Below are 14,704 nucleotides of genomic sequence, written 5' to 3' on the forward strand. Positions count from 1 at the left end.
GTACAGACCAAGGGGGCAGCTTCCCGGTGAGATCGCTTCTCATGCGATGGCCCATGTCACACAGCGGCGCTTCTCACACGATCTCCGCGCCCCGCTCACCGCCTCCCACCACGGACAACGGGTTTCACACTTCTGGTGAGACAGCGATACTGCTGCACATGACGACCGACACCGGGGAGCCGGCCCTCACGATCGACGAGCTGGCCGCGCGGGCCGGCGTCACGGTGCGTACGGTCCGCTTCTACGGCACTCGCGGCCTGCTGCCGCCGCCGGTGATCGGCCCGCGCCGGGTGGGCCACTACGGCCGGGAGCACCTGGCGCGCCTGGCGCTGATCGAGGAGATGCAGCACCAGGGCATGACGCTCGCCGCCATCGAGCGCCATCTGCGGGGGCTGCCGCCGGACCTCACCCCGCACGACCTCGCCATCCACCGCGCGGTGGTCGCCTCCTGGGCGCCGGACGCGGTGGAGACCGTGTCGCGCGGGGAGCTGGAGCGCCGGGCGGGGCGGCCGCTCACCGACGAGGACCTGCGGCGGCTGGCCGCGATGGACGTGGCGGTCCGGGACGGGGAGTCCTTCCGCCTCGATTCCGGGCTGCTCCGGCTCGGTGTGGAGCTGCTCGACGTGCCGCTGTCGGAGGAGACGGTGCTGGCGGCCCGCACCGCGCTCGTCGAGCACGCGCGGGCCGCCGCGCACGAGCTGGCGCGGCTGCTGCGGGAGGCGGTGGCCGAACGGGACACGCGGGACGTGAAGTCCCTGTCCGCCCATATGCACCCGCTGGTGGTGCAGGCCCTGCTGACCACCTTCCAGCGTTCGCTGAAGGAGGAGCTGCGGGAGTGGCTCGACGGGGGACGGCAGGAGCGCCCCGGGGAGGATCCCGGAGACGCTCCGTCCGCGTGAGCGGTCCCGCGTCGGCGGGCGGGAGCACGACGTCCGCACACGGGGGCACGACCTCCGCCCGCAGGGGCCCGCGTCCGCCCGCAGGGGGCGCTTCGCCGCTACGGCGCCGCGCCCCCGCCCGCGTCAGCGGGCGTCGGTGAAGGTCTCGCCCTTCTCCGCCTTCTCCACCAGCAGGGCGGGCGGGGTGAAACGCTCGCCGTAGCGCTCGGCGAGTTCGCGTGCTCGGGCCACGAAGCCCGGCAGACCGCCCTCGTAGCCGTTGACGTACTGCAGCACGCCACCGGTCCAGCCCGGGAAGCCGATGCCGAAGACGGAGCCGATGTTGGCGTCGGCGACGGAGGTCAGGACGCCCTCCTCCAGCAGCCGGACGGTGTCGAGCGCCTCGGAGAAGAGCATCCGCTCCTGCATGTCCCGGAACGGGATCTCGTGGCCCGGCTTCCCGAAGTGCTCGCGCAGCCCCGGCCACAGCCCGGCCCGCCTGCCGTCCTCGCCGTACTCGTAGAAGCCGGCGCCGCCGCTGCGGCCGGTGCGGCCGAACTCGTCGACCATGCGGTCGACGACCGCCTCGGCCGGGTGGGGCGTCCAGGTGCCGCCGGCCTCCTCGACGGCCCGCTTCGACTCGGCCCGGATCTTGCGCGGCAGGGTCAGCGTCAGCTCGTCCATCAGGGACAGCACCTTGGCGGGGTAGCCGGCCTGGGCGGCCGCCTGCTCCACGGAGGCGGGCTCGATGCCCTCGCCGACCATGGCCACGCCCTCGTTGATGAAGTGGCCGATGACCCGGGAGGTGAAGAAGCCCCGCGAGTCATTGACGACGATCGGGGTCTTGCTGATCTGCCGGACCAGGTCGAAGGCGCGGGCCAGCGCCTCGTCGCCCGTGCGCTCGCCCTTGATGATCTCGACGAGCGGCATCTTGTCGACCGGCGAGAAGAAGTGCAGCCCGATGAAGTCGCCCTGGCGCTCAACGCCCTCCGCCAGCAGGGTGATGGGGAGCGTGGAGGTGTTGGAGCACAGCAGCGCGTCCGGCGCGACCACGCTCTCGATCTCCTCGAACACCTTGTGCTTGAGGGCCACGTCCTCGAACACGGCCTCGATCACCGCGTCGCACCCGGCGAGGTCGCGCACCTCGGCGGTGGGCGTGATGCGGGCGAGCAGGGCGGCGGCCTTCTCCTGGCTGGTGCGTCCCTTGGCGACGGCCTTGGCGCACAGCTGCTCGGAGTAGCCCTTGCCCTTGACGGCCGCCTCCAGGGAGACGTCCTTGAGGACGACGTCGATGCCCGCACGGGCGCACGCGTAGGCGATGCCCGCGCCCATCATCCCGGCGCCGAGCACGGCCGCCCTGCGGACCTTGCGGGGCTCGACGCCCTGGGGGCGGTTGGCGCCGGAGTTGACGGCCTGGAGGTCGAAGAAGAAGGCCTGGATCATGTTCTTCGAGGTCTGCCCGGCGGCCAGCTCCACGAAGTAGCGGGCCTCGATGACCTGGGCGGTCTCGAAGTCGACCTGGGCGCCCTCCACGGCGGCCGCGAGGATGTTGCGCGGCGCCGGGTAGGGCGCGCCGTTCGTCTGCTTGCGCAGGGTGGCCGGGAAGGCGGGCAGGTTGGCGGCGAACTTGGGGTTCGCGGGTGTGCCGCCGGGGATGCGGTAGCCCGGGCGGTCCCAGGGCTGCTGCGACTCTGGGTGCGCGTCGATGAAGGCGCGGGCCTTGGCGAGGAGTTCCTCCGGCGTGGCGGCGACCTCGTCGACCAGGCCGTTGTCCAGGGCGCGCCGCGGGCTGTACTGGGTGCCCTGGAGCAGCACCTTCAGCAGGGCGTCGGCGATGCCGAGCAGGCGCACGGTGCGGACCACGCCACCGCCGCCGGGCAGCAGGCCGAGGGTGACCTCGGGGCAGCCGATCTTGGAGCCGGGCGCGTCGAGGGCGACGCGGTGGTGGCAGGCGAGGGCGATCTCGTAGCCGCCGCCCAGGGCCGCGCCGTTGAGCGCCGCGACCACCGGCTTGCCGAGGGTCTCGATACGGCGCAGGTCGCGCTTGATGGCGAGGCCGCCGTCGAACAGCTCCTGCGCGGTGTCGGGGGTGACCCGGATGAGGTCGCGCAGGTCGCCGCCCGCGAAGAAGGTCTTCTTGGCCGAGGTGACGATGACGCCGCGGATGGCGTCCTTCTCCGCCTCCAGCCGGTCGGTGACCGCGGCGAGGGAGTCGCGGAAGGCCTGGTTCATCGTGTTCGCGGACTGGTGGGGGTCGTCGAGGACGAGGGTGACGACACCGGTGTCGTCCTGCTCCCAGCGGATGGTGGTGCTCTCGGTCATGACGGGGGTCTCCGTTGAGGTCTGGTGGTGGCGCCGGGAGGTCAGATGCGTTCGACGACGGTGGCGATGCCCATGCCGCCGCCCACGCACAGGGTGGCGAGGCCGTAGCGCTTGTCCTGGCGCTCCAGTTCGTCGACGAGGGTGCCGAGGATCATCGCGCCGGTGGCGCCGAGCGGGTGGCCGAGGGCGATCGCGCCGCCGTTGACGTTGACCTTGTCCAGGGACAGGCCCATGTCCTTCACGAACCGCAGCACGACCGCCGCGAACGCCTCGTTGATCTCGACGAGGTCGATGTCGTCGATGGTCAGCCCGGCCTTGGCGAGCGCCTTGCGGGTGGCGGGGGCGGGCCCGGTGAGCATGATGGTGGGCTCGGAGCCGGAGACGGCGGCGGAGACGATCCGCGCGCGCGGCCGCAGGCCGTAGCGCTCGCCGACCTCCCGGGAGCCGATCGCGACGAGGGACGCGCCGTCGACGATGCCGGAGGAGTTGCCCGCGTGGTGGACGTGGTCGATCTTCTCCACCCAGTGGTACTTCTGCAGCGCCACGGCGTCGAAGCCGCCCAGCTCGCCGATGTCGGCGAACGACGGCTTGAGGCCCGCCAGCGAGTCGGCGGTGGTGCCCGGACGCAGGTGCTCGTCGTGGTCGAGGACGACGAGCCCGCTGCGGTCCTTCACGGGGACGACCGACCGGTCGAAGCGGCCGTCCTTCCAGGCCGCGGCCGCCCGCTCCTGCGAGAGCGCCGCGTACTCGTCGACGTCCCGCCGGGAGAAGCCCTCGATGGTGGCGATCAGGTCGGCGCCGATGCCCTGCGGCACGAAGTTCACCGCGAGGTTGGTCATCGGGTCGTTGAACCAGGCGCCGCCGTCCGAGGCCATGGGCACCCGGGACATCGACTCGACGCCGCCCGCGAGCACGAGGTCCTCCCAGCCCGAACGCACCTTGGCGGCGGCCAGGTTGACGGCCTCCAGGCCCGAGGCACAGAAGCGGTTCTCCTGCACGCCGGCGACGGTGTCCGGGAGGCCCGCCGCGACGGCGGCGATGCGGGCGATGTCGGAGCCCTGGTCGCCGACCGGGCCGACGACGCCGAGCACGATGTCGTCGATCGCGGCCGGGTCGAGGCCGGGGAAGCGGTCGCGGATCTCGTGGATGAGGCCGACGACCAGGTCGATGGGCTTCGTGCCGTGCAGGGCGCCGTTGGCCTTGCCGCGCCCGCGCGGGGTGCGGATCGCGTCGTACACGTACGCTTCGGTGCTCACTGACAAGCCTTTCGGTGAGGGTTCGGTCGGGGCGGGTGCGGGGTGTCGGAGCCGTACGTCCATCAGGCGCCGTCCTCCCGGAGTGCGGGCACGCCCCAGTCGCGGGCCACGTCCAGGGTGTCGGCGCCCGGCCGGGCGGGGCCCGTGCGGACGGTGGTGGGGGTCGCGGAGAAACGGGGCGCCGGGGCGGGCTGGGTGATGCCGGAGTGGTCGGTGAAGGTGCCGCGGGCGGCGAGGTGCGGGTGGTGCGGGGCCTCCCGCAGCGACAGGACGGGTGCCACGCACGCGTCCGAGTTCTCGAAGACGGCCGTCCACTCGTCCCGGGTGCGGGACTTGAAGCGGGCGGTGACGGCCGAGCGAAGTTCGCTCCAACGGGTGACGTCCGTGTGGGCGGGCCTGTGGTCCTCCAGGCCGAGGAGGGTGAGGAACTCCTCGTAGAACTGCGGCTCCAGGGCGCCGACCGCCATGTGCCCGCCGTCGGCGGTCTCGTAGGTGCCGTAGTACGGGCAGCCGCCGTCCAGGAGGTTGGTGCCGCGGCGGTCCTGCCAGACGCCGGCCGCGAGCATGCCGTGGATCATGGCGGCGAGGTGGGAGGTGCCGTCGACGATGGCGGCGTCCACCACCTGGCCGGTCCCGGTCGCGCGCGCGTGGTGGAGGGCCGCGAGGACACCGACGACGAGGTAGAGCGAGCCGCCCGCGTAGTCGCCGAGGAGGTTGGCGGGGACGGCCGGCGGCTCGTCCGGGGCGCCGATCATGCCGAGGGCGCCGGTGACGGCGATGTAGGCGATGTCGTGCCCGGCGCGCGGGGCGAGCGGACCCTGCTGGCCCCAGCCGGTCATCCGGCCGTAGACCAGGCGCGGATTGCGGGCGTGGCAGGCGTCGGGGCCGACACCGAGGCGTTCGGCCACGCCGGGGCGGTAGCCCTCGATGAGGACGTCCGCGCGGGCGGCCAGGTCGAGGACGCGGGCGGCGCCGTCCGCGGCCTTGAGGTCCACGACCACCGAGCGCTTGTTGCGGTTGGTGACGTCGTACGCCGGGTCGATCCCCAGCGCGGCGCCGCCGGGGCGGTCGACGCGGACCACGTCGGCGCCCAGGTCGGCCAGAAGCATGGCGGCGAACGGTCCGGGACCGATGCCGGCCAGTTCGACCACGCGCACGCCGGAGAGCGGGCCGTCACGCCCTGGCGCCCGTGCCGTTGTCATCCAGCCCCCTCGCTGTGACACAACTGATGTAACACCGATGATGGTAAGAACGTGTTCCAGTCCGCACAAGACCTGGACGAGCAAGCGCTTAGCCAAGTTGTGCTCGTGCCGCTCCTCCCCCTGGGTCGGGCCACCGCGGGGCATGGGCCACCGCACACCTCCGGGCTCCTCGTCGGGCTCCGCACCCCTCACGCTAGCCTCGGCCACCGACGGTGGCGCGGACCGCGAACCGAGGCGGAACCGGTGCCGGGACAGAGAGGTGTCATGAGCAGGATGAGCAGGACGGACCGTCCGTACGACCTCGTGCTCTTCGGAGCCACCGGCTTCGTCGGGACGCTCACCGCGGAGTACCTCGCCGCGCACGCTCCCGCGTCACTGCGCTGGGCGATCGCAGGCCGCAGTGAGCGCAGGCTCCAGGAGTTGCGCGAGCGGCTGCCCGGCGGCGCGTCCGTCGGGGTGCTGCGGGCGGACGTCGCCGACCCGGCGTCGCTGCGCGAACTCGCCCGGCAGGCGCGCGTGGTGGCCACGACGGTGGGCCCCTACGTCACGTACGGGGAGGAGCTCGTGGCCGCCTGCGCGGACCGCGGCACCGACTATCTGGACCTGACCGGCGAGCCCGAGTTCGTCGACCTGGTGTACGTCCGGCACGACGCCCGCGCACGGGAGACCGGGGCACGGCTGCTCCACGCCTGCGGCTTCGACTCGGTTCCGCACGACCTGGGCGCGTACTTCACCGTCCAGCAGCTCCCGGAGGGCGTTCCGCTGACCGTGGACGGATTCGTCCGGGCGGACGCGGCCTTCTCGGGCGGGACGTTCGCCTCGGCGCTCAACCAGTTCGCCCGGCCCGGCCGGATGCTGGCCGCCGCGCGGGACCGCGCCCGGCACGAACCGCGGCTGCTGGGCCGGCGCGCGTCCGCGCCCACGGGCGCGCCGCGCTTCGCCAAGGAGGTCGGCGCCTGGGCGCTGCCGCTGCCGACCATCGACCCGCAGATCGTGCGGCGCTCCGCCCGGGCGCTGGAGCGCTACGGCCCCGACTTCCGCTACCGGCACTACGCGGCCGTCGCGCACCTGCCGGTCGCGGTGGGCGGGGTGGCGGCCGTCGGGGCGCTCGCCGCCGCGGCCCAGTTGCCGCCCGCCCGCCGCTGGCTGTCCGGCCGGCTCCGGCCCGGCGAGGGCCCGAGCGCCGAGAAGCGCGCCCGGAGCTGGTTCTCGGTGCGCTTCGTGGGTGAGGGCGGAGGCCGGCGGGTGTGCACGGAGGTCGCCGGCGGCGATCCCGGGTACGACGAGACGGCGAAGATGTTCGCCGAGGCGGCCATGTCCCTGGTCCTCGACGACCTGCCGTCGACGGCGGGCCAGGTCACGACGGCCGTGGCCATGGGCGACGCGCTGATCGACCGCCTGCGCGCGGCGGGGATCACCTTCCGGGTGGCGGCGCGCCGCTAGGGCCGGTAGGGGGCAGGTTGCGTCGAGCCCTCGGAGGGCCGGTCCGGGCGGGTCGCGTCGAGTCCTCAGTGGGTGCCGGTCCGGGCCGAGCCCTCAGTGGGTGCCGGTCCGGGCGGGTCGCGTCGGGCCCTCAGTGGGTGCCGGTCCGGGCCGAGCGACCGGCCCGCCGGACGCGTTGGGCCCTCGGAGGGCCCGACCACCGGGTCGTGGTGGGCCGTCGGGGCTCACCCGACCGGTCAGAGCGACCAGCCCGCCACGGTGTAGATCATTCCGCCGATCCAGGCGAGGCCCGCGGCCACGGCGAGGATCAGCACGGCGTTCACGGCGCGCTCGACGGGCCGGTCCGGGTCGGCGAGGGGCTTGGGGGATCTGTGCGTCGTCATGCGGCACAGCCTGCCGACGGCGGCGCGGCACCACATCCGTACGGGTACTCAGGCCGGCTACTCAGACAGGCTCCTCAGGCCTGCTCCTCGGATCGGCCCGGGGCCCGGCTGCCCGGCCCGGCTACTCCGCCCGGGAGGTGGGCGCCGGGTGCGTCGTCGCCTCCCGAAGGGCCCGCCGGCACAGCGCGTCCGCCCTGCGGGTGGTCTCCGGGAGACGGTAGGCGGGGGTGAGGGCGAGCGTGTGGGCGCAGGCGTCGTCCAGGGTCGTCCGGTGGCCGACGGAGACGAAGACCGGCTTGACGCCGTCCCGGGTGCGCAGGGCGCGGCCGACCACTTCGGCGCCCGCCAGCAGGGGGGACCAGCTCCCGCGCGGGGCGTCCGGTTCGTCGTAGGTGAAGGTGAAGGGGTTCTTGGCCACGCCGATCGTCGGCAGTCCGGTCAGGACGCCGAGGTGGCTGGCGAGGCCGAAACGCCGGGGGTGGGCCAGGCCGTAGCCGTCGCACACGACCAGGCCGGGCGGGCAGGGCAGGGCGTCGAGGGCGGCCAGCACGGTGGGGATCTCGCGGAAGGCGAGCAGTCCCGGCACGTACGGGAAGGAGACCCGGCCGACGGCGGTCGCCTCGGCGACGGCCTCCAGGGTGGCGGCGTCCAGCACGACGGCCGCCGCCGCCACGACGTCCCGTTCGTCGTCGTAGGCGACGTCGACGCCCGTGACGTGTCCGGTTCCGGCGGGCGGGCCCGGCTCGTCCCGCACCACCCGCGCCCGCAACTCGTCCTGGACGGCGAGGGCCTGTTCCTCGGTCGCGGGCCAGCCCGCCGGGATGCGTACGGTCGTCATGGTGGGGTCGAGCGTACGGGCCCGGCCGCGCGGGGCATCGACGCGGGGCGGGGCCGCGGCGGGGCCCGGGGCGTCGACGTGGGGGGAGACGCGACGGGCGGGGGGTGTCGACGCCGGGTGGAGAGACACAACGGGCGCGGGGTGTCGACGCCGGGTGGAGAGACACAACGGGCGCGGGGTGTCGACGCCGGGTGGAGAGACACAACGGGCGCGGGGTGTCGACGCCGGGTGGGGAGACGCAACGGGGCGGGCTCGCTGCCTGGGGGCGCGAGGCCTCCGGGCGCGAGTGCCGCCCCGCCGTGAGCCGGACCGCTCAGCCGGACCGCTCAGTTCCTGCCGAGCGCCTTCTGCAGCTGCTGCTTGTTCATGTCCGAGCGGCCGTGGATGTTGCGCCGCCTGGCCTCTTCGTAGAGCTGGTCGTAGGTGGGCCCCTGGGAGCCCTGGCCCGACCGCCGGCCGCCGCGCCGGCCCGAGGACATGTCCTGGACCGAGGTACGACTGGCGGTCTTCGACTCGCCGGCCCGGGCGCGCTCCTTGTTCACCGTGCGCGCCGCGATCTCCTTGGCGCGGCCGGTGCTCTCCCCCCGTTCCCGCGCGCTCGCCTTGATGTGCTCGTACTGGCGCTCCCGTTTGGCACTGGAACCGCGTGGCATGCCGTTCACTTCCTCTCTGTGCAGGGAACGGATACCCGCAGTCTTGAACGATTCGCCCCATCAGGCGATTTTCAGCCACCCAATCGAGCGACCCGCCCTGTTTCACCGGCCGCCCAGCAGCCTCCGTCCGGGGCGCAGTCGACGGTGTCGTACGAACCGGTGTCCACCGTCCGCCAGGTGCGGCCGCCGTCGGTGGTGAGGTCCGTGCCGGTCGGACCCACCGCGAGGGCGGCCGTGCGGCGGTGCGGGAGCCAGGCGACGCCGGAGCGGTAGGCGGGCGGGGGCGTGACGGCGGGCTGCCAGCTCCGGCCGCCGTCCGCGGTGGTGGCGGCCGCCCGCGGCGACGCCTGGTCGGCGCGGTAGTCGCCGCCCACGGCCAGCCCGTGCGCGCGGTCCCGGAAGGCGAGCGCGAAGACCCCCTTGGCCGGGTCTCCCGCCGGGACCGGCGTGTCGGCGGCCGTCCAGGTCAACCCCCGGTCCGCCGAGTGCAGTACGCGCGCGTGTGCCGCCCCGCCGGTGGCCAGCCACACGTCCCGCGGCCCCGACGCGACCATGCACTGGCCACTGGCGGCGAAGCCCGCCTCGCCCGGCTGCGCGGCCGGCATCCCGGTGTCCGGCAGCACGGTCCAGGAACGGCCGCCGTCGCTGGTGGACAGAATGCGGAACCGGCCGTCCACCGGGTCGCTCATCGCGAGTCCGTGCCGGTGGTCGAAGAAGGCGAGGCAGTCGTAGAAGGCCCGTGCGTCGGTGTTCCGGAAGGACTCCGTCCAGGTGGCTCCGCCGTCGTCGGTGCGGTAGACGCGGGACGCCTCGCCCTCGCCGATGGCCAGCACCACGGCGCGTCGCGCGCCGAACGCCTCGATGTCCCGGAACTGCAGGTCCGCGGCACCGGGCGGCGAGACGTCGCGCCAGTGCGCGCCGCCGTCGGTGGTGCGCAGCACCGTGCCGCCGGTACCGGCCACCCAGGCGGTGTCGCGGCCGACGGCGGACAGCCCGCGGAAGCGGACCCCGGGCGTGCCGGTGTCCGTGAGCCGCCAGTGCGGCGTCCGCGGTTCCTGTTCCCGGGCCTGTGCGGGGGCGACCGACGTCAGGGCCAGCAGCACCCCGATGCCCACCGCCGCGGCCGCCGCGCGGCTCGTTCGTTTCGTCGGTCCCGTCCGTCGCGTGCTCCCCAAGCGCCTCAGGGCGGGCGAAGCTAACCCACTCCCCCGGCGCCGTCCAGACGGCCGTCGTCGCTCCAACTCCCTTTCCTCGCGCGGCGGGAGTCCGGGCCCGTGCGGCGGCGGGAGCCGGCCGGAGCGGCGGGGCACGGGTGCGTGGAGAGGCGGTGACGGAGGTCACTCGCCCCCCGTGTGCACGGATTGGCTGATTCCGTCGTCTCTTCCAGTACCCGGCCTCGTCCGCCCGGACGTCCGTCCAGCCGTCACAAGGGAGCAAGGCGTTGTCCACCGTCATCGAGCAGCTCGTGGAGGCGCGCCTCGTCGCCGCCGCGCCCCGGATGCCCAACATCCCCGCCACGCTGTACTACGACCGCCGCGACCCGTTCGCCGTCCGCATGACCTTCCCCGCCCCGGCCACCCTGGAAGGGGTGGAGGTCTGCTGGACCTTCGCCCGTGAGCTCCTCACGGCCGGCCTGCGGGAGCCCGACGGCCACGGCGACGTGCGGGTGCGGCCGTACGGGTACGACCGCACCGTGCTGGAGTTCCACGCCCCCGAGGGCACCGCCGTGGTGCATGTCCGGAGCGGCGAGATCCGGCGGTTCCTGGAGGCCACGAACGAGCTGGTGCCGGTGGGTCTGGAGCACCTGCAGCTCGACCTCGACCACGGCCTGGCGGAGCTGATGCGGGACGCCTGCTAACGCTCCGGCGTCAGCAGCGCGTTGAGCTCGCCGTAGGCGAGCCCGTCCGCCAGCGCCCCGTACGTCCCCGCGTCCAGCAGCTCCCGCGCGGCGCGGCGGACCAGGGCGTGCGCGGCCGCCGCGAGGCTCGATCCCGTGCTCACCCGGGCGGCACCGAGCGCGGCCAGTTCGGCGACCGGCGGCGCGCCCGGCCCGGCCAGGATGTTGAGCGGCGCCTCGACTCCGTCGGCGAGCACCTTCACGATCCCCGGGTCGACGGCCCCGGGGACGAAGATCCCGTCGGCGCCCGCGGCGCGGTAGGCGGCCGCCCGCTCCAGGGTGAGGTCCACGTCGCCGGCGCCCCGCAGGAAGGTGTCGACGCGGGCGTTGACGAACAGCGGCACCCCGGCGGCGTCGGCGGCCTCCCGGGCGGCCGCGATCCTCTCGGCCTGCTCGGCGACGGGCCGCAGCGGGCCCGCGCCCTCCACGTACAGCGCGTCCTCGATGTTCACCCCGACCGCGCCGGCCGCGAGCACCGCGCGGACCGTGTCCGCGACCCCGGCCGCGTCCTCGGCGTACCCGCTCTCGATGTCGGCGGTGACCGGGACGCCGACGACGCCGGTGATCCGCGCGAGGGCGGCGAGCGCCCGGTCCCGGTCCAGCCGGTCGCCGTCGGCGGCGCCGAGGGCCCAGGCCAGCCCGGCACTCGTGGTCGCCACCGCCGCGGCACCGGCCTCCTCGACGACCCGGGCGCTCATGGCGTCCCATACGTTGGCCAGGACCAGCGGGCGCCCGGGCACGTGCAGGGCGCGAAAGGCGAGCGCGCGGTCGCGCGGGGTGTTCTGCTTCGTCATGCGTGACACTCAACCAGCCCCGGCGGGGCGGAGGCTGGCAGAAATCCGACGTGCACGTCGGGCGGCGGTAGGTCGTCCGTGCGGGGAACGCCGCCGAGTGCATGTTCCACCCGGCGGGCCCACGGCACCGCACCGGCCGGGCCGGCCCGCGGCTGCACCGCACGGCCCGGCGTACGGCATCGCCCCGCACGGGCAGCCTGACCCCGGCCCACGGCACAGGGCCGCACGGGCTGTCCGGCCCCGGCCCACGAGGCAGCGCCGCGCGGCCCAACCCTCAGCAGCGCGCGGCGCGGCTCCGGCCGACGGCGAGGCGGTCCGACCGGCGGCGCACCCGCGCCCGCGGGCGGGCCTCCGCCTCGGGCGGGACGCGGCCGGCCGCCGCCTCAGCTCCCGGCAGGCGCCGACGCCGCCGTGGCCGCCGCTGTCATCGCCGTGCGCACCTCGCGGACGACCCTGCGCAGGGCGGGGGCCGCCGCGCCGCTGCGTTCGGTCAGTTCCTCGATCCGCTCCCGGTGGCGTCTGCGGTCCCGGCCGGACGCCAGCGTGCGCAGCCCGGCCGCCGCGGCCAGGGCGACGACGGCCGCCTCCCGCTCGGAGACCGCCGCGACCGGCAGTGACCCCCCGAGCACCTGCCGGGCCTCCTCGCGCAGCGCGTCCACCGCGGTGACGCGCTCCAGGGCGTACTCCACCGACGGGAAGACCCCGAGGACGCGCCGCTTCTCCGCGCGCAGATAGCCCTCGGCGGCCAGCTGCTCCCGTACGGCCACCAGCGTGTGCCGGGCGCGCAGCGTCACCCAGGTCCGCCAGCGGCGGGGCAGCGACTCCCGTACGAGGTCGAGGAGGCCGTCCAGCACCGGGTCCCCGGTGCGGGCGTCCAGGTCGACAGGGGTGGCGATGCCGTCCTCGTCGAGCAGCAGCCCGCGCTGGGCCAGCTCGGTGAGGGCGCCGGCGCGGACCAGGTGGTGCAGATGGGCGGTGCCGGTGATCCGCATCCGTGCGGTGTCCCAGGCGAGCAGGTAGAGCCGGGCCGGAAGCGACAGCGAACCGTTGGGCACGGGGCCTCCCTGGTGCGGTGGGCCCGGGCCCACGGAAATTCCGTTGACGGCCCTCCGGCCCCCCTCGTACGGTCTGAGCGGTTCTGTTGCCGTCGATTGGAGAAGGACGTTGCTCGTCTGAGGTCCCGAGACACCGCCTCACACCGGTCAGGTGTGTGTGCGTCGTGTGCGACCTCGGCGTGCGAGCCGTCCTTCCGGAAGTCCGGCCCAGGCCCTCCTTGTGCCCTCTTCCCGGCCTCCTACACGGCCCCCTCGCCCCGCGGTGTCTCGGCACGTGCCCGTTCCCCCGACCGCACCCGGCAACCGCGAGGCGCCCATGTCCACCTCACTCACCTGCACCTCCCTCTCCTACGCCTGGCCCGACGGCACTCCCGTCCTCGACGGCCTCGACGTCGCCTTCGGCCCCGGCCGGACCGGCCTCGTCGGGGTCAACGGCTCCGGCAAGTCCACCCTGCTGAAGCTGATCGCGGGCGAACTCACCCCGTCCGGCGGCACCGTCCGCGTCACGGGCGAGGTGGGACTCCTGCCGCAGAACGTCACCCTCGACACCGCCCTCCGCGTGGACGAGGCGCTCGGCATCGCGGCGCGGCGGGCCGCGCTGCACGCCATCGAGGCGGGCGACACGGCCGAGGAGCACTTCGAGACCGTCGGCGACGACTGGGACGTAGAGGAGCGCGCCCTCGCCACCCTCGGCGAACTCGGGCTCGGCCACATCGGCCTGGACCGCACCGCCGGCGAGGTGTCGGGCGGCGAGTCGGTGCTGCTGCGCCTGGCCGCGCTGCTGCTGCGCCGCCCGGACGTCCTGCTGCTGGACGAACCGACCAACAACCTCGACCTGTACGCGCGCCGGCGGCTGTACGCGGCCGTCTCCGCCTGGCCGGGCGTGCTCGTCGTGGTCAGCCACGACCGCGAACTGCTGGAGCTGGTAGACCAGATCGCCGACCTGCGGGCCGGGGAGATCACCTGGTACGGCGGGAACTTCTCGGCGTACCAGGAGGCCCTGGCCACCGAACAGGAGGCGGCGGAACGCATGATGCGCGTCGCCGAGGCGGACGTGCGCAGGCAGAAGCGCGAACTGGCCGAAGCCCAGGTCAAACTGGCCCGCCGCAAGCGGTACGGCCAGAAGATGTGGGACAGCAAGCGCGAGCCGAAGATCGTCATGGGGGCGCGCAAGCGCGCGGCGCAGGAGTCCGCGGGCAGGCACCGCATCCTGCACGAGGAGCGGCTCGCCGAGGCCAGGGAGCGGCTCGACGAGGCGGCGGAGGCCGTACGGGACGACGACGAGATCCGCGTCGAGCTGCCGTACACGGCCGTGCCGCCGGGCCGCGGCGTGCTCACGCTCCAGGACCTCCGGCCGGCCCACGGCGCGCGGGTCGAGGGCGTCTTCGAACTGCGCGGCCCGGAGCGGGTGGCGCTGATCGGGCGCAACGGGGCCGGCAAGACGACGCTGCTGCGCACGATCGCCGGGGAGATCCCGCCCCTGTCGGGCGAGGCGACGGCGCACGTCCCGCTGCGGTTCCTGCCGCAGCGGCTGGACGTCCTCGACGACGAGCTGACGGTCGCGGAGAACGTGGCCCGCCGCGCGCCGGACGTCACCGTCAACCACATCAGGGCCCGCCTGGCGCGCTTCCTGTTCCGGGGCGCGCGGGCCGACCAGCGGGCGGGGACGCTGTCCGGCGGCGAGCGCTTCCGGGCGGCGCTGGCCGCGCTGATGCTGGCCGAGCCGGCCCCGCAGCTGCTGATGCTGGACGAGCCGACGAACAACCTCGACATCGCGAGCGTGCGCCGGCTGACGACGGCTCTGGAGTCGTACGAGGGCGCGCTGATCGTGGCCGGCCACGACCTGCCGTTCCTGGAGTCGATCGGCATCACGCGCTGGGTGCTGCTGGAGGAGGGGGTGCTGAGGGAGACGACGCCGGAGGCGGTCCGGGGCCCCGCCTGACGGGCCGCTCGGGGTTTTGCCGGCACCGGCGGTTGGCGCAT

General features: G+C 74.6%; 13 protein-coding genes. 4 read left to right on the top strand and 9 right to left on the bottom strand.

The features are described from left to right. Positions 1–158: 158 nt before the first annotated feature. Positions 159–899: a MerR family transcriptional regulator gene (locus ACIQ9G_RS14840; protein WP_403608891.1), complete on the top strand. Its 741-nt coding sequence runs from the start codon at positions 159–161 to the stop codon at positions 897–899. Positions 900–1,022: 123 nt separating this feature from the next. On the opposite strand, the gene ACIQ9G_RS14845 is transcribed toward ACIQ9G_RS14840, so the two are convergent. From ACIQ9G_RS14845 to ACIQ9G_RS14855, 3 genes are all read right to left on the bottom strand, one after another. Further along, positions 1,023–3,200: a 3-hydroxyacyl-CoA dehydrogenase NAD-binding domain-containing protein gene (locus ACIQ9G_RS14845; RefSeq protein WP_403608893.1), complete on the bottom strand. Its 2,178-nt coding sequence runs from the start codon at positions 3,198–3,200 to the stop codon at positions 1,023–1,025. Positions 3,201–3,241: 41 nt separating this feature from the next. Continuing rightward, entirely contained in the window at positions 3,242–4,456 is a 1,215-nt protein-coding gene (locus ACIQ9G_RS14850; protein ID WP_356190295.1) for an acetyl-CoA C-acetyltransferase, read from the bottom strand. 62 nt (positions 4,457–4,518) lie between these two features. Beyond that, complete coding sequence (locus ACIQ9G_RS14855) at positions 4,519–5,658, bottom strand: CaiB/BaiF CoA transferase family protein (RefSeq protein ID WP_403608894.1); 1,140 nt, start codon at positions 5,656–5,658, stop codon at positions 4,519–4,521. Positions 5,659–5,922: 264 nt separating this feature from the next. Here ACIQ9G_RS14855 and ACIQ9G_RS14860 point away from each other — a divergent pair, with 264 nt between their 5' ends. Further along, positions 5,923–7,101, top strand: a complete 1,179-nt coding sequence (locus ACIQ9G_RS14860) for a saccharopine dehydrogenase family protein (RefSeq protein WP_403608896.1) — start codon at positions 5,923–5,925, stop codon at positions 7,099–7,101. Positions 7,102–7,337: 236 nt separating this feature from the next. Here the strand turns inward: ACIQ9G_RS14860 and mmpA are convergent, their stop codons facing one another. From mmpA to ACIQ9G_RS14880, 4 genes are all read right to left on the bottom strand, one after another. Continuing rightward, a complete protein-coding gene (gene mmpA, locus ACIQ9G_RS14865; RefSeq protein ID WP_403608897.1) occupies positions 7,338–7,484 on the bottom strand; it encodes a morphogenic membrane protein MmpA in 147 nt (48 codons plus the stop codon). 121 nt (positions 7,485–7,605) lie between these two features. Continuing rightward, positions 7,606–8,322 (bottom strand): endonuclease V, encoded by a 717-nt coding sequence (locus ACIQ9G_RS14870; RefSeq protein WP_403608899.1) that lies wholly within the window; start codon positions 8,320–8,322, stop codon positions 7,606–7,608. 326 nt (positions 8,323–8,648) lie between these two features. Further along, on the bottom strand, positions 8,649–8,975 hold the full coding sequence (locus tag ACIQ9G_RS14875) for a plasmid stabilization protein (RefSeq protein WP_403608900.1): 327 nt from the start codon (positions 8,973–8,975) through the stop codon (positions 8,649–8,651). 71 nt (positions 8,976–9,046) lie between these two features. Then, positions 9,047–10,084, bottom strand: coding sequence for a WD40/YVTN/BNR-like repeat-containing protein (locus ACIQ9G_RS14880; RefSeq protein WP_403610008.1), 1,038 nt, complete (start codon positions 10,082–10,084; stop codon positions 9,047–9,049). A 332-nt stretch (positions 10,085–10,416) separates the two neighbouring features. Between ACIQ9G_RS14880 and ACIQ9G_RS14885 the strand changes: the two genes are divergently transcribed. Continuing rightward, the gene (locus tag ACIQ9G_RS14885) at positions 10,417–10,833 is read left to right on the top strand and encodes an SsgA family sporulation/cell division regulator (RefSeq protein WP_403608902.1); all 417 of its coding nucleotides are present in this window, start codon (positions 10,417–10,419) and stop codon (positions 10,831–10,833) included. On the opposite strand, the gene ACIQ9G_RS14890 is transcribed toward ACIQ9G_RS14885, so the two are convergent. Both ACIQ9G_RS14890 and ACIQ9G_RS14895 read right to left on the bottom strand, forming a co-directional pair. Beyond that, positions 10,830–11,666, bottom strand: coding sequence for an isocitrate lyase/phosphoenolpyruvate mutase family protein (locus ACIQ9G_RS14890; protein ID WP_403608904.1), 837 nt, complete (start codon positions 11,664–11,666; stop codon positions 10,830–10,832). The genes ACIQ9G_RS14885 and ACIQ9G_RS14890 overlap by 4 nt on opposite strands. Positions 11,667–12,049: 383 nt before the next feature. Beyond that, positions 12,050–12,721 (bottom strand): GPP34 family phosphoprotein, encoded by a 672-nt coding sequence (locus ACIQ9G_RS14895; RefSeq protein ID WP_403608906.1) that lies wholly within the window; start codon positions 12,719–12,721, stop codon positions 12,050–12,052. A gap of 316 nt (positions 12,722–13,037) precedes the next feature. Here ACIQ9G_RS14895 and ACIQ9G_RS14900 point away from each other — a divergent pair, with 316 nt between their 5' ends. Then, positions 13,038–14,663 carry an ABC-F family ATP-binding cassette domain-containing protein gene (locus tag ACIQ9G_RS14900; RefSeq protein ID WP_403608907.1) on the top strand — a complete coding sequence of 542 codons (1,626 nt, stop codon included), beginning with the start codon at positions 13,038–13,040 and terminating at the stop codon, positions 14,661–14,663. Positions 14,664–14,704: the final 41 nt, after the last annotated feature.

Source organism: Streptomyces sp. NPDC096152 (assembly GCF_044763235.1).
GTDB lineage: Bacteria > Actinomycetota > Actinomycetes > Streptomycetales > Streptomycetaceae > Streptomyces.

What these genes read in the sequence shown, in the direction of transcription:
- ACIQ9G_RS14840 (WP_403608891.1), top strand. Translation starts at nt 159, where the DNA reads ATGACGACCGACACCGGGGAGCCGGCCCTCACGATCGACGAGCTGGCC.
- ACIQ9G_RS14845 (WP_403608893.1), bottom strand. Translation starts at nt 3,200, where the DNA reads ATGACCGAGAGCACCACCATCCGCTGGGAGCAGGACGACACCGGTGTC.
- ACIQ9G_RS14855 (WP_403608894.1), bottom strand. Translation starts at nt 5,658, where the DNA reads ATGACAACGGCACGGGCGCCAGGGCGTGACGGCCCGCTCTCCGGCGTG.
- ACIQ9G_RS14860 (WP_403608896.1), top strand. Translation starts at nt 5,923, where the DNA reads ATGAGCAGGATGAGCAGGACGGACCGTCCGTACGACCTCGTGCTCTTC.
- mmpA (WP_403608897.1), bottom strand. Translation starts at nt 7,484, where the DNA reads ATGACGACGCACAGATCCCCCAAGCCCCTCGCCGACCCGGACCGGCCC.
- ACIQ9G_RS14870 (WP_403608899.1), bottom strand. Translation starts at nt 8,322, where the DNA reads ATGACGACCGTACGCATCCCGGCGGGCTGGCCCGCGACCGAGGAACAG.
- ACIQ9G_RS14875 (WP_403608900.1), bottom strand. Translation starts at nt 8,975, where the DNA reads ATGCCACGCGGTTCCAGTGCCAAACGGGAGCGCCAGTACGAGCACATC.
- ACIQ9G_RS14890 (WP_403608904.1), bottom strand. Translation starts at nt 11,666, where the DNA reads ATGACGAAGCAGAACACCCCGCGCGACCGCGCGCTCGCCTTTCGCGCC.
- ACIQ9G_RS14900 (WP_403608907.1), top strand. Translation starts at nt 13,038, where the DNA reads ATGTCCACCTCACTCACCTGCACCTCCCTCTCCTACGCCTGGCCCGAC.